Consider the following 13,203-nt stretch of genomic DNA (forward strand, 5'->3'; position numbering starts at 1 on the left):
ACCCTGCGAGGATCGCGCCATGGAGTGGATCGACCTGCTCGAGAGCACGACCGGACGGTTCGCCGACGTGCTCGCCACGGGCGACCTGGACGCCGACGTACCGACCTGTCCGGGGTGGACGCTGGCCGACCTCGGCGAGCACACCCGCTGGACCCATGCCTGGGCGGCCCACGCCGTCACCGCTGGTACGCCGGACGGCGACTCCCCTCCGCCCGGCCTCGACCGCGACGCGCTCGTCGCCGGCTACCGCGCGGCCGCCGGGGTGCTCCTCGACGCGCTGCGGGGGGCTGCGCCGGACGCCCCGGCGTGGACCTTCGGCGCCGACCGGACCAGCGGCTTCTGGCGTCGCCGGCAGGTCCACGAGGTCACCATGCACCTGTACGACGCCCTCGCCTCCCAGCGCGCGACCGACGCCTGGGGCATCGACCCCGAGCTCGCGTGGGACGGCGTCGAGGAGGTCGCGACCGTGTTCTACCCGCGCCAGGTGCGGCTCGGGCGCACCGATCCGCTGCCCGCGCCGGTCCGCCTGACGGCGACCGACCTGGCCCGGTCCGTCGTCCTCGAGCCGTCCGGGGACGGCGCGCAGTCCGACGAGGTCGAGCTCGCCGCACCCGCGAGCGAGCTGCTGCTGCTCCTCTGGGGACGCCTGCCGGCGACCGGCCCCGCGGCGGAGGCGCTCGCGCAGGCGCGGGTCACTCCCTGACCGACGACCTGGCCCACTCCGCCGGGCAGTGCTCGTGCTCGCGGCAGCAGGCGTGCGGGTACATCTCCTCGTCCGGCCACGGGTGCGACCAGCCGGCGCCGCCGAGCTCGGGGTGCGTGCACTTGTAGCGCTCCGCACGGTCGGGAGCCGTCGCGAGCTGCAGGACGGCCGCGCGCTCGTGGGTGAGCTCGCCGCGGCGGTCGAGCAGCCGCGCGACGTCGGAGAGGGTGGGAGCAGGCATCGGTGGACAGCTCAGCCGGCGACGAAGCGGGCGTCGACCTCGGCCGACACCTCGATGTCCTCGGGTGAGAGCTCAAGCTCGGCGCCGCCGGAGCTGTCCTTCGCCGCTGCCATCCGGGCGTAGGGAGCGGCACCGCCGCCGGCGACGTGCAGGCCGTTGCCGAGCATGCCGGCGTCGGCGACCGCGACCGGCCGGACGGGACCGAGGTCGAGCGCGTCGGCGTACTCCTGGGCCCGGCGGGCGGCGTCCTGCACCGCGCGGGTGCGGACGGCGCGCTCGAGGTCCTGGCGGTTGTTCTCGGTGAGGGCCCAGACCACGCCGTCGAGGCCGAAGCCCTGCGTCGAGGAGACGTGCTGGCTGACCCAGCGGCCGAGGGCGTCGAAGTCGCGGAACTTCACCTCGACGCCGACGCTCGCATGATGGACGAGCGGGAGCTGCTTGCCGTCCTGGTTCCAGGGCCGCTGCGCCCACGTGCGCACGTGCTTCGTGGACCACCAGGTGACGGGTCCCTGGTTCGGGTCGTGGAGCGCCTTGATCGAGGACTTCACGGCGTCGAGGTCGGCGACGACCCGGTCGTACACGGGCTGGGGCTTCGGACCCTCGCACGACAGGGTGACGTGGGCGGTGCCGCGCTCGGGGCGCTGGAAGGCGCTGTAGGACCCGCGCACGGTGAACTCGGTGGCCATGGCGCCACTGTAGGAGCAGCGCGGTCAGGCGCGGCGGGTCTCGAGCACCCGGAAGCCCTTCGCGCTCGCGACCCGCTCGGTCGGGAAGCCCTGCTCGCCCAGCCAGCGCTGCAGCGAGTCGGCGCCGAGGTTCTTGCCGACGACCATCACCGCGCGACCGCCCGGCGCGAGGCGCGGCAGCCAGGTGAGCAGCAGCTCGTGCAGGGCGGCCTTGCCGATCCGGATCGGCGGGTTCGACCAGATCTCGTCGAACTCCGCGTCGGCCGGCACCTCCTCGGGCACCGATGCCGTGAACCGGTCCGCGACCCCCAGGGACTCCGCGTTCTCGGTGGCGAGGAGCACCGCGCGCTGGTTGACGTCGACGGCGGTCACGACGGCCGACGGAGCGGCGATCGCGCAGGCGAGCCCGATGACGCCGTACCCGCAGCCGAGGTCGAGGATCCTCCCGCCCGCGGGCGGCTCGGTCTCCCGGAAGAGCACCGACGTGCCGATGTCGAGCCGACCCTGGGCGAACACGCCGGAGCCGCTGGCCAGGCGCAGCTCGTGTCCCCAGACCTCCGTCTCGACGGGTGCGCGCTGGAAGGCGACCGAGGGATCGGCGGAGAAGTAGTGCTCGTCGCTCACTCGTGGTCCCCGCTCTCCCCGACGCCGGTACGACGCGCCGACGTGAGCTCCACCCGGGCGGCCAGGTCGGCGTCGGCCGGGTAGGCAACCTCCTCCAGCGTGAGCCCGTGGGCAGCGACGACCACCACGCCCGGGTCCCGGCGCCGGCCGGTGAGGATCTCCCGCGCCCAGGCGGGGTCCTTGCGCCCCTCCCCGATCGCGACCATGCAGCCCACCAGCGCGCGCACCATCGAGTGGCAGAACGCGTCGGCCTGCACGTGGCCGGTCAGCAGGCCGTCGTCGGACCGGGTCCAGCCGAAGGCGAGCAGCGTGCGGATCGTCGTCGCGCCCTCGCGCTGCTTGCAGAAGGCGGCGAAGTCGTGGAGGCCGACCAGCGACGCGGCGGCCTCGTCCATCGCCGCCACGTCCAGCTCGCGCGGCCACGCGAGCACGTGGTTGCGGGTCAGCGGGTCGACACGGGCCGGGTCGTCGACGATCCGGTAGGCGTAGCGGCGCCACAGGGCGGCGAACCGCGCGTCGAAGCCCTCCGGCGCGGGCGTGATGCGGCGTACCCGGACGTCGCGGGGCAGGAAGCCGTTGACCCGTCGGACGAGCACGTCGAGCTGGGTGAGATAGCGCGCCGCCGCCGGCGAGCCCTCCTCCGGGTCCTCCGGTACGTCGACGTGGACGACCTGGCCGCGGGCGTGCACGCCCGCATCGGTGCGGCCGGCGCAGGTCACCTGGAGCGACCCCTCGGGGACCCGCAGCACGGTGGTGAGCGCGATCGTCAGCTCGCCCTGCACGGTCCGCAGGCCCGGTTGGGCCGCCCAGCCACGGAAGTCTCCGCCGTCGTAGGCGAGGTCGATCCGCAGGCGCACCCGAGAATCCTAGGAGGTGCGGACGCGATCAGTCCCACGGAGTCGCGCCGCTGCCCTCCTTCACCTTGCGGTGGTGCGCCTCGAGCGCGTCCTCCGCGTCGGTGTCGGCGCGGCCGATGTCCTCGATCGCGAGCTCGAGGGTCTTCGCGCCGTTGCGGGTCTCCCACGAGAGGTCGCGGATCAGGTCGATGAGGATCCACTGGAAGTCGGAGAACTCCGAGCTGATGCCGTTGTAGCCACGACCGATGCTGCCGTCGCGGTAGGCCTCGTACGTCGCCAGGTAGGCCTGGCTCCGCGCCGAGTCGAGGTCGTCGGCGATGAGGGGCAGGTAGGTCCTGGTGATCTCGTCGACGAGCGCGCGGGTGATGATGATGATGTTCGCCTGCGAGTCGTCGCTGATGTCGAGGAGCGCCGGCCGCTTGAGGTCGTAGGAGCTCTGGTCGGCCCGCACCTTGCCGATGTTGGTGGTGAGGTTCTCGGCGAGGGCGTCCTCCTCGGCCTTGATCGCGTTCGACAGGTCGTCGAGCGCCTTGCCCAGGCCCTTCATCAGGCCCTCGTAGTCGAGCGAGGGCGTGGTCGCCTTCTCGCCCTTCTTGGTGGTGGTGTCGGTCAGGATCTTCAGGCCCTGCCCGGCGCCCTTGAGCGCGGTCGAGGCACCACCGGTCGCGAAGAGGCCGACGCCCTCGACGGCGTACCCGGCGACCTGGAGGACCACCTCCCAGCTGATCCCGCCGCCGTTCGCATAGGCGTCGAGCGCCTTCTGCGTCTCGCCCACGATGTCGGCGACCGTCTTGCGGGCACGGATCCAGATCTCGTTGGTGGCCGCCAGGGCCCCGCCGAGGATCACGGTGATGCCGTGGTGGCCCCCGATGGCCTTCTCCAGCTGGAGCAGGAACTCGGCCTTGAAGGTCGCGATGGTCGTGCCCGACATCGCGTGCAGGTTGGAGTTGATGCCCTGCAGGTAGCCGGGGATGTTGCCGCCGCCCGTGCCGCCCGACGGGGAGAAGGACAGCAGCCGGTTGGCCTGGCGCATCTGCTCGATGTCGTCGGCGAGGAGCGTCGCGGTGTCCGGGAGGTCGAGCCACTTCTTCAACGTCGAGTCGATGTTCGAGCGGACCGAGTCGAAGGCGGCGCGCCACTTGGCGTCCTGGCCCTCGTTGCCGATGTCCCAGAAGCCGCTCCAGCTCCAGTCGCCGCCACCCTGGCCGTCCCCGCCCGGACGGGTGACGTAGTTGTCGCCGAGGTGGTACTTGTTGCCGTCGTCGATGTGCCAGCCCTGCGACTTCATGTAGGCGTCGATCGCAGAGCGCTTGAGCTCGCCGATCAGGGTGGGCAGGTTCTCGTACGTGCGGTCGGTCATCTCTTGCTCCCTGGCTCGATGTCGTGACGTGCGGCCGGCGTCTCCCGGAGCGACCACGGCGGAACCGTCACCCTCTCGAGCGTCTCCAGCACCGCGCGTCCCAAACGGCGGCGGCTAGGCTCGCCGCCGTGGCGCTGGAGACCTCCCTCGAGAAGCCGGCTCCGGTCCGGGCGATCGCGAATGCGATCTCCGGCTGGATCGACCGGCTCGGTCCGGTGTGGGTCGAGGGCCAGGTGACCCAGGTGAGCCGCCGCCCGGGGCTGCAGACGGTGTTCCTGACGCTGCGCGACTCGGTCGCCGACATCTCGGTCCCGGTCACCTGCTCGCGGGTCCTCTTCGACGGGTTGCCGACCCGCGTCGAGGAGGGCGCGAGCATCGTCATCCACGCCAAACCGTCGTACTACGCCAACCGCGGCTCGATGTCGCTGCAGGCGCGCGACATCCGGCTGGTCGGCCTCGGCGAGCTGCTGGCCCGGCTGGAGCAGCGCCGGCAGCTGCTGGCGGCCGAGGGCCTCTTCGCCCAGGAGCTGAAGCGGCCGCTGCCGGCGCTGCCGGTCCGGGTCGGGCTGGTGACCGCGCCGAAGTCCGCCGCCGAGCGCGACGTCGTCGAGAACGCCACCCGCCGGTGGCCGGCCGTCCGCTTCGAGATCGCGTACGCCGCCATGCAGGGCCACCGCTCGGCCGCCGAGGTGATCGAGGCGGTCCGCCGCCTCGACGCGCACCCCGAGGTCGACGTCATCGTCATCGCCCGCGGCGGCGGATCCGTCGAGGACCTGCTGCCCTTCTCCGACGAGGGGCTGATCCGCGCCGTGGCCGCGGTGCGGACGCCGGTCGTGTCGGCCATCGGCCACGAGCCCGACTCGCCGCTGCTCGACCTCGTCGCCGACCGGCGCGCGTCCACGCCGACCGACGCGGCCAAGATCGTGGTGCCCGACATGGCCCAGGAGCGCGCCCGGGTCGTCGAGGCCAGGGTGCGGCTTCGCCAGGCCGTGGTCGCCCGGCTCGACCGCGAGCAGGCCCAGCTCGACGCCCTCCGCTCGCGGCCGTCCCTGGCGGACCCGACCTCGCTCCTCGACGTCCGCGCCGCCGAGCTCGACGACTGGCGGGCCCGGATCCGGCGCCAGCTCGAGTGGCAGCTCGACCGCGCCGCCGACGACGTCCACCACCACCGTGCCCGGGTGCAGGCGCTGTCGCCGCTCGCCACCCTGCAGCGCGGCTACTCCGTGCTGCAGGACGCCGACGGCCACGTCGTCACCAGCGTCGAGGGCATCGCCGCCGGGGCCGCCCTCAGCGTGCGGGTCGCCGACGGCCGCATCCACGTGACCACCACCGCCATCGAGGAGAGCCATGACTGACGCGACCACCGACGCCGCGACCCCGTCCTACGAGGAGGCGCGCGCCGAGCTCGTCGAGGTGGTCCGCCAGCTCGAGGCCGGCGGTACGACGCTCGAGGAGTCGCTCGCGCTCTGGGAGCGCGGCGAGCGGCTCGCCACGGTCTGCCAGGACTGGATCGACGGGGCGCGCGAGCGGCTCGAGGCGGTGCTCGGCCAGGGCGACGAGGACTGAGGGCTAGGGGCGGATCTTCGCCGCGGTGAGCGCGTCGATGACCGCGTGCAGGTCCTTCGCGGGCGCCGAGCCGAAGACCATCACGGTCTGGTCGCCGACCTCGGCGAGATAGGCCGTGTCGCCGCCGGCGTCGGTGTAGCCCTCCCAGTCGCGGGCCACCGGGCGTCCCACGGAGGCGGGCACGGTGTAGCCGTCGGCCGGCTCGGTCTCCTCGTCGACGGAGCCGGCGAGCATCGCCCCGAAGGAGGCGTCCTCCTGCCGGACGGCGACGAACTCGTCGTCGTCGTTGAGCATGCCGACCATGAAGAAGGGCTCCTTCTCGGTCGGCACCGTCACCGAGGTCGCGATCCAGCCGTCCGGCAGCGCCGCCGGGTAGACCGGGTGCTGGTCGGACAGCTGCAGCGCTTCGACCGTGTCGAGGTAGTCGACCGCGGTGGGCTTGGCCTCGAAGTCGGGCCGGAAGGCGCCCATGAAGTAGAGCAGCGCGCCGATCGCCGCGACGGTGACGACCAGGGAGACGACCAGGCCGGCCGCCGACCGCTGGTAGCGCCCGGGGGTGCCGGTGGACTGGGTCTGCTCGCTGCTCATGACGTCGCCAGTGTCCCAGCCGTCGACGATCGCACCACAGCCAGGGGCGGACATCGACGCAGATGCGTCGCCGATAGGTGATTTTCTGCCGCAGATGCGCCAAGGTGGGTGCCATGACCGACTACCGGGTGGCCGAGGCAGCCGAGCTCCTCGGCGTCAGCACGGACACCGTACGGCGCTGGATCGACGGTGGCCGTGTCGCCGCCGCCACCGTCGAGGGCCGTACGACGATCGCCGGCACCGACCTCGCCGCGTTGGCCGCCTCGCTGGTCGACGAGGCCGAGAAGGAGCGCACGCGGGCCGGCCAGGTCAGCGCGCGCAACCGGATGACCGGCATCGTCACGCGGGTCGTCGCCGACACCGTGATGGCCCAGGTCGAGATGGTCTGCGGCCCCTACCGGGTCGTCTCGCTGATGAGCGCCGAGGCCGCCACCGAGCTGGGCCTCGAGCCCGGCGTACGCGCGATCGCGTCGGTCAAGTCCACCAATGTCGTCGTCGAACGACCCGTCCCGAGGAAGCACGCCTGATGAAGAAGCCCCTCGCGCTGGCAGCGACCGTCCTGCTGACCCTTCCCCTCGCCGGCTGCGGTGACGACGGCGCGGGCGACTCCGGCGGCGGTGACGGGACCACGCTCACCGTCTTCGCGGCCGCCTCGTTGACGGCGCCCTTCGAGGAGCTCGAGAGGACCTTCGAGGCCGACCACCCCGGCGTCGACGTCAAGCTCTCCTTCGGCGGCTCTTCCGACCTCGTCGCGCAGATCATCGAGGGCGCCGAGGCCGACGTGTTCGCCTCCGCCGACACCAGGAACATGGACACGCTCGTCGACGCCGGCCTCGCCGCCGGCGACCCGGCCGAGCTCGCCACCAACACGCTGGAGATCGCCGTCCCGCCGGGCAACCCGGGCGACGTGAAGGGCCTCGCCGATCTCGCCGACGACGACCTGAACGTGGTGGTCTGCGCACCCGAGGTGCCGTGCGGCAACGCCGCGGTCGAGGTCGCCAAGGCCGCCGGCGTCACCCTCGCCCCCGACAGCGAGGAGCAGTCGGTCACCGACGTGCTCGGCAAGATCGAGTCGGGCGAGGGCGACGCAGGCCTGGTCTACGTCACCGACGTGACGGCCGCCGGCGACGAGGTCGAGGGCATCGAGTTCCCGGAGTCCGCCGACGTGGTCAACCACTACCCGGTCGTCGTGGTGAAGGACTCCGCGCACGCCGACCTCGCCCAGCAGTGGGTCGACCTCGTCCTCGGTGACGGCCAGGCCGTGCTCGGCGCGGCCGGCTTCGGTCCCCCGTCCCCGTGATGTCCGCGCCCACCCGGCACGTCGGCCTGCCGCGCTGGATCCACGTCCCCGCGCTGCTGGCCGGCGTGTTCGTGGTGCTGCCGGTCGCCGCGCTCGCCACCCGGATCGCCTGGTCCGACTTCCCGGGGCTGGTGAACTCCCCGGCGGCGCGGACCGCCCTCGGGCTGAGCCTGCGCACCTCGACCGCCAGCACGCTGCTGTGCCTGCTCCTCGGGATCCCGCTGGCCGTCGTACTCGCCCGGAGCGAGGCGCGGTGGCTCGGCGTCGCGCGCTCGCTGGTGCTCCTCCCCCTCGTGCTGCCGCCCGTCGTGGGCGGCATCGCGCTGCTGGCGGCGTTCGGCCGCCAGGGCCTGCTCGGGGCGCAGCTGGACGCGTGGGGCGTCCAGGTCGCGTTCTCGACGATCGCCGTGGTGATGGCGCAGACCTTCGTGTCGCTGCCCTTCCTGGTCGTGAGCCTCGAGGGGGCGCTGCGCACCGCCGGGGAGAGGTACGACGTCGTGGCGGCCTCGCTCGGCGCCGCACCGACGACGGTACTGCGCCGGGTGACGCTGCCGCTCGTGCTGCCCGGCCTGGCGTCGGGGGCCGTGCTCGCGTTCGCCCGCTCGCTCGGGGAGTTCGGCGCCACGGTCACCTTCGCCGGCAGCCTCGAGGGCACCACGCGCACGCTGCCGCTGCTGATCTACAACCTGCGGGTGACCGACGCCGACGCGGCCGTCGCCATGTCGCTCCTGCTGGTCGTCGTGGCCGTCGTGGTGATCGGCCTGGTCCGGCCGCGGGGTGCGCTGTGAGCCTCGTCGTCGACGTGCGGGTCGCCGACCGCGACGTGGAGATCGCCTTCGAGGTCGCCGCCGGCGAGACGGTCGCGATCCTCGGCCCCAACGGGGCCGGGAAGTCGACCACCCTCGACGTCGTCGGCGGGCTGCTGCGCCCGGACTCCGGCCGGGTCGTGCTCGACGGGAAGGAGCTGACGGGTGCCGACCGGTGGGTCGCGCCGCACGCCCGCCGCACCGCCCTGCTCGCCCAGGACCCCCTGCTCTTCCCCCACCTCTCCGTGCTGGAGAACGTCGCCTTCGGCCCGCGCAGCCGTGGCGCCGGCCGCGCGGCAGCGCGGGAGACCGCCCTGGCCTGGCTGGCCGAGGTCGACGCCACCGGGCTGGCCGAGCGCCGGCCGGCGCAGCTCTCCGGCGGCCAGGCCCAGCGCGTCGCCGTCGCCCGCGCCCTCGCCGCCGACCCGCAGCTGCTGCTCCTCGACGAGCCGATGGCCGCGCTCGACATCGCCGTCGCGCCCGCGCTGCGCCAGCTGCTGCGCACCGTGCTGGCCGACCGGACCGCCGTGGTCGTCACCCACCACGTGCTGGACGCGCTCCTCCTGGCCGACCGGGTGGTCGTCCTCGAGGGCGGGCGCGTCGTCGAGCAGGGGCCCGCCGGCGTCGTACTCTCCCGGCCGCGGAGCGCCTTCGCCGCCCGCTTCGCCGGCCTCAACCTGGTCAGTGGGGTCGCCACCCCCGACGGTGTACGACGCCCCGACGGCTCGGTCCTCCACGGCACCGCCACCGACCCGGCCCCGCGCGAGGGCAGCGAGGCCGTCGCGGTGTTCCGTCCCTCGGCCGTCGCCGTGCACCGTGAGCCGCCCGGCGGCAGCCCCCGCAACGTGCTCTCCGTCCGCGTCGAGGAGCTGGAGCCGCTCGGCGACGTGGTCCGGGTCCGCGCGGGCGACCTGGCCGCCGACGTCACCGTCGCGGCGGTCGCCGAGCTCGGCCTCGCGCCCGGCCAGGAGGTCAGCTTCGTCGTGAAGGCGACCGAGGTCGACGTCTACCCACGGTGAGACGCGGACGTCGCGAGTCACGTCACACCCGGCACGAACGATAAAGTTCGCCCCATGAACGACGCCCTCGCCGTGGAGCCGCCCGCCCCCGACCGCAACCTCGCCCTCGAGCTGGTGCGCGTCACCGAGGCTGCCGCCATGGCCGCCGGCCGCTGGGTCGGCCGGGGCGACAAGAACGGCGCCGACGGTGTGGCCGTCCAGGCCATGCGCGTGATGATCTCGACGATCGGCATGAACGGCACCGTCGTCATCGGCGAGGGCGAGAAGGACAACGCCCCGATGCTCTACAACGGCGAGTCCGTCGGCGACGGCACCGGCCCGGAGTGCGACGTCGCGGTCGACCCCATCGACGGTACGACGCTCACCGCCAAGGGCATGGCCAACGCCGTGGCCGTCCTGGCCGTCGCGCCGCGGGGCACGATGTACGACCCGTCCGCCGTGTTCTACATGGAGAAGCTCGTCACCGGCCCCGAGGCCGCCGACGTCGTCGACATCCGCTACCCCGTCGCCGAGAACATCCACCAGGTCGCGAAGGCCAAGGGCTCGAACACCTCCGACGTCACCGTCGTCGTCCTCGACCGGCCGCGTCACAACCAGCTCGTCGAGGACATCCGGGCCACGGGTGCGCGGATCAAGTTCATCACCGACGGCGACGTCGCGGGCGCCATCATGGCGGCCCGCGCCGGCACCGGCATCGACCTGCTGATGGGCATCGGCGGCACCCCCGAGGGCATCATCGCGGCCTGCGCGATGAAGGCCATGGGCGGCACGATCCAGGGTCGGCTGTGGCCGACCGACGACGAGGAGCGCCAGCGTGCGATCGACGCGGGCCACAACCTCGACCCCGACCACATCCTCACCACCGACACCCTGGTGACCGGCGACGACTGCTTCTTCGTGGCCACCGGCATCACCGACGGCGAGCTGGTCAGGGGCGTCCGCTACCGCGCCGGCGGCGCCATCACCGAGTCGCTGGTCATGCGCTCGCGCAGCGGCACGATCCGGACCATCACGTCCGAGCACCAGCTGTCGAAGCTGCGCAGCTTCAGCTCGATCGACTTCGACTGATCCGAGTCAGGCCTCGGGTCAGGCCCGGGGTCAGGCCGTCTCGACGACGCTGAGGGGCGTCGACGAGGCGGCGCCGTGGCGCAGCAGCGACGACGACACCACGTCGATGACCCGCGGGTCGACGGCCATGCCGATGTGCGACGCACGCACCTCAACCGCCTCGCCCTGGGGGTCGATGCACGCCTTCCAGTCGACGATGCCGTCGCGCCGGGAGTAGATGTTCGTCATCGCGACGTCGGCGCGCAGCGGCTCCTGCGACTCGGTGAAGGACAGGTGCGCGCACTCACCGCCGACGCAGTCCGCCGACATCAGCGTCGAGAAGCCGGCGTCGGAGAGCCGGTTGAGCACGCGCACGCCGCGAGTCAGCACGGCGTGGTGGGCGGCGGGCGCCCGCATCGGGCTGCCCATGGTGACGATGCCGGCGACCAGGTCGGGGCGGCGGGCGGCCAGGCCCCGGGAGATCATCCCGCCGAGGCTGTGCCCGACGAGCTGGACCCGCGCGCCCCGGCGCTCCGCGATCTGCTCGATGCGCGCCTCGAGGGTGAGCGCCGAGTTGAGGGTGCAGCCGATGTTGGCGTGGATCTGCGAGCGGTAGGTCCGGAAGCCACGGGCACGCAGCTCGGCGGCCATCGCGGTCAGCGTCCAATCGCCCGCGAGGAATCCGGGGATGAGCAGGACCGGCTCGGCCGCGCGGGCGGCGGCGCGGGCGGCGTACGGCGTCTGGCGACGCGTGCGACGGGTGGCGCCGCGTCGTACGGCGAAGCGGCCGGCCTCGGTCACCAGACTGCCCTCGCGCAGCAGCGCGGCCAGCGCCGGACGGCCGTAGCCGTCGGGCAGCAGCCAGGGCGCCAACGTGTTGCTCACGTCACAAACGGTACCCAGTTGAAACGGCAACTACACGGGATTGGGCACACTGGTTGACATGTCCCACCGTCCGACCAGCCCCGAGTCATCAGATGTGATCATCTCCGGCGAGCTGCTCGCACCGATCTGCTCCGGCGTGGAGATCTGCTACCAGACCTTCGGCGACCCCGAGGACCCGCCGCTGCTGCTCGTGATGGGTCTCGGCGGGCCGATGACGTGGTGGGACGCCGAGCTGTGCAGCCAGCTGGCCGCGGCCGGCTTCTACGTCATCCGCTACGACAACCGCGACACCGGCCGCTCCACGAAGGTGGACGGACGGGTACGCCGCTCGCAGCTCGTGCGCGCCTTCGTGGGGGCGCCGGCCCGGGCGCCGTACTCGATCGACGACCTGGCCTCCGACGCCTTCGGCCTGCTCGACCACCTCGACATCTCCGCCGCGCACGTCGCCGGGATCTCGATGGGCGGCATGATCGCCCAGACGATGGCGCTGCGCGCTCCGGAGCGGGTGCTCAGCCTGGCGAGCATCATGTCGACGACGGGCCGGCGCAGCGTCGGCCGCCAGCACCCGAGCCTGCTTCCCGCCCTCCTCGCCACCCGTGGGCCGGGCCGCGAGGACTACATCCGCGGCAGCCTCGCCGTCTGGAAGCTCATCGGGTCCCCTCGCTTCCAGCAGCCCGAGGACAAGCTGCGCAAGCGCGCCGGGGAGACGTGGGACCGGGGCGTGAGCCGCGCCGGCGTGATGCGGCAGATGATGGCGGTCCTGACGCAGCCGGACCGCACGGCGGCGCTCGGGCACCTGGTCGTGCCGACCCTGGTGATGCACGGCCTCGCCGACCGGATGGTGCACATCTCCGGCGGCCGCGCCACCGCGGCAGCGGTGCCGGGAGCGCGGGTGGTGTTCATCGAGGGGTGGGGCCACGACCTGCCCGCGCCGCTCTTCACGACGTTCACCCGGGCGATCCGGAGCAACGCCGACCGGGCGGCCTGAGTCGTCCCTCCTGTCGCAGATGCGGCCCGTCGTCCTCCACAGAGCGCCCCCTCCGGGGCGTCCTCCACAGGCCTGCGAGCGAGCCCGGCCTCCCGTCGCCGTCCCCTCCTAGCGTCTGACTCCCGCGCCGGACCTGCCGGCGCACACCACCACTCGGGAGTGCAGATGAGGATGAGGACGATCGGCCTGATGGTCGCGACGGGGCTGGTCACCGGGCTGCTGGCCCTGGCCGGCGGAGCCGCCGCGCAGGAGCGGCCCCGGGCGCCGCGCTGGGAGCCGGCCGGCGACACGATCGTGGCGGTCGAGGGCGACGCCGACCTCGGCTTCACGATCCACCACTACGACGGCACCGTGCTCTCGCCCCCGACGCTGTCGGAGACCACCGCGGAGTGCGGCGAGTACGACACCGAGGTCGCGCGGACGGCGTGCCAGGTCGAGGCCGAGACCTGGTTCCGCGACCTCGCCGACGTGCAGGCCGCCATCGCCTGGGCGCGGTACGACGCCGGGCGGCCCCGACCGGGTCGGTGACCTCG

17 protein-coding genes are annotated in these 13,203 nt (G+C 73.2%); 10 read left to right on the plus strand and 7 right to left on the minus strand.

Annotation, left to right across the window (positions count from 1 at the left end; genetic code table 11):
- Positions 1-19: 19 nt before the first annotated feature.
- On the plus strand, positions 20-703 hold the full coding sequence (locus tag AC2YHB_RS20195) for a maleylpyruvate isomerase family mycothiol-dependent enzyme (RefSeq protein WP_487354525.1): 684 nt from the start codon (positions 20-22) through the stop codon (positions 701-703).
- Here AC2YHB_RS20195 and AC2YHB_RS20200 read toward each other — a convergent pair.
- The 5 genes from AC2YHB_RS20200 to AC2YHB_RS20220 are packed head-to-tail and all read right to left on the minus strand — an operon-like array spanning position 693 to position 4,471.
- Positions 693-944 (minus strand): hypothetical protein, encoded by a 252-nt coding sequence (locus tag AC2YHB_RS20200; protein ID WP_036551200.1) that lies wholly within the window; start codon positions 942-944, stop codon positions 693-695. The genes AC2YHB_RS20195 and AC2YHB_RS20200 overlap by 11 nt on opposite strands.
- A gap of 11 nt (positions 945-955) precedes the next feature.
- Positions 956-1,630 (minus strand): SIMPL domain-containing protein, encoded by a 675-nt coding sequence (locus AC2YHB_RS20205; protein WP_179647945.1) that lies wholly within the window; start codon positions 1,628-1,630, stop codon positions 956-958.
- A gap of 24 nt (positions 1,631-1,654) precedes the next feature.
- Positions 1,655-2,254 (minus strand): class I SAM-dependent methyltransferase, encoded by a 600-nt coding sequence (locus AC2YHB_RS20210; RefSeq protein WP_179647946.1) that lies wholly within the window; start codon positions 2,252-2,254, stop codon positions 1,655-1,657.
- Positions 2,251-3,111 (minus strand): tRNA pseudouridine(38-40) synthase TruA, encoded by an 861-nt coding sequence (truA, locus tag AC2YHB_RS20215; RefSeq protein ID WP_179647947.1) that lies wholly within the window; start codon positions 3,109-3,111, stop codon positions 2,251-2,253. Before truA ends, AC2YHB_RS20210 begins: the two co-directional genes overlap by 4 nt.
- Before the next feature lie 28 nt (positions 3,112-3,139).
- Entirely contained in the window at positions 3,140-4,471 is a 1,332-nt protein-coding gene (locus tag AC2YHB_RS20220) for a hypothetical protein (RefSeq protein WP_036551192.1), read from the minus strand.
- 128 nt (positions 4,472-4,599) lie between these two features.
- Here AC2YHB_RS20220 and xseA point away from each other — a divergent pair, with 128 nt between their 5' ends.
- Both xseA and AC2YHB_RS20230 read left to right on the plus strand, forming a co-directional pair.
- Entirely contained in the window at positions 4,600-5,826 is a 1,227-nt protein-coding gene (xseA, locus tag AC2YHB_RS20225; RefSeq protein WP_036551189.1) for an exodeoxyribonuclease VII large subunit, read from the plus strand.
- Positions 5,819-6,037, plus strand: coding sequence for an exodeoxyribonuclease VII small subunit (locus AC2YHB_RS20230; RefSeq protein WP_036551186.1), 219 nt, complete (start codon positions 5,819-5,821; stop codon positions 6,035-6,037). The genes xseA and AC2YHB_RS20230 overlap by 8 nt, the downstream gene beginning before the upstream one ends.
- A 3-nt stretch (positions 6,038-6,040) precedes the next feature.
- On the opposite strand, the gene AC2YHB_RS20235 is transcribed toward AC2YHB_RS20230, so the two are convergent.
- Positions 6,041-6,625 carry a DUF4245 family protein gene (locus AC2YHB_RS20235; protein ID WP_179647948.1) on the minus strand — a complete coding sequence of 195 codons (585 nt, stop codon included), beginning with the start codon at positions 6,623-6,625 and terminating at the stop codon, positions 6,041-6,043.
- 113 nt (positions 6,626-6,738) lie between these two features.
- Here AC2YHB_RS20235 and AC2YHB_RS20240 point away from each other — a divergent pair, with 113 nt between their 5' ends.
- The 5 genes from AC2YHB_RS20240 to glpX are packed head-to-tail and all read left to right on the plus strand — an operon-like array spanning position 6,739 to position 10,818.
- Positions 6,739-7,152 carry a TOBE domain-containing protein gene (locus tag AC2YHB_RS20240; RefSeq protein WP_179647949.1) on the plus strand — a complete coding sequence of 138 codons (414 nt, stop codon included), beginning with the start codon at positions 6,739-6,741 and terminating at the stop codon, positions 7,150-7,152.
- The gene (modA, locus tag AC2YHB_RS20245; RefSeq protein WP_179647950.1) at positions 7,152-7,925 is read left to right on the plus strand and encodes a molybdate ABC transporter substrate-binding protein; all 774 of its coding nucleotides are present in this window, start codon (positions 7,152-7,154) and stop codon (positions 7,923-7,925) included. The genes AC2YHB_RS20240 and modA overlap by 1 nt, the downstream gene beginning before the upstream one ends.
- A complete protein-coding gene (locus tag AC2YHB_RS20250; RefSeq protein WP_179647951.1) occupies positions 7,925-8,713 on the plus strand; it encodes an ABC transporter permease in 789 nt (262 codons plus the stop codon). Before modA ends, AC2YHB_RS20250 begins: the two co-directional genes overlap by 1 nt.
- The gene (locus tag AC2YHB_RS20255) at positions 8,710-9,750 is read left to right on the plus strand and encodes a sulfate/molybdate ABC transporter ATP-binding protein (RefSeq protein ID WP_179647952.1); all 1,041 of its coding nucleotides are present in this window, start codon (positions 8,710-8,712) and stop codon (positions 9,748-9,750) included. The genes AC2YHB_RS20250 and AC2YHB_RS20255 overlap by 4 nt, the downstream gene beginning before the upstream one ends.
- 54 nt (positions 9,751-9,804) lie before the next feature.
- On the plus strand, positions 9,805-10,818 hold the full coding sequence (gene glpX, locus AC2YHB_RS20260; protein ID WP_179647953.1) for a class II fructose-bisphosphatase: 1,014 nt from the start codon (positions 9,805-9,807) through the stop codon (positions 10,816-10,818).
- Between the two features lie 30 nt (positions 10,819-10,848).
- Here the strand turns inward: glpX and AC2YHB_RS20265 are convergent, their stop codons facing one another.
- Entirely contained in the window at positions 10,849-11,682 is an 834-nt protein-coding gene (locus AC2YHB_RS20265; protein ID WP_051932996.1) for an esterase/lipase family protein, read from the minus strand.
- A 58-nt stretch (positions 11,683-11,740) separates the two neighbouring features.
- Here AC2YHB_RS20265 and AC2YHB_RS20270 point away from each other — a divergent pair, with 58 nt between their 5' ends.
- The gene (locus AC2YHB_RS20270) at positions 11,741-12,670 is read left to right on the plus strand and encodes an alpha/beta fold hydrolase (RefSeq protein WP_179647954.1); all 930 of its coding nucleotides are present in this window, start codon (positions 11,741-11,743) and stop codon (positions 12,668-12,670) included.
- 165 nt (positions 12,671-12,835) lie between these two features.
- On the plus strand, positions 12,836-13,198 hold the full coding sequence (locus AC2YHB_RS20275; RefSeq protein ID WP_179647955.1) for a hypothetical protein: 363 nt from the start codon (positions 12,836-12,838) through the stop codon (positions 13,196-13,198).
- Positions 13,199-13,203 lie beyond the last annotated feature (5 nt).

Source organism: Nocardioides sp. SRI_004, from assembly GCF_057586415.1.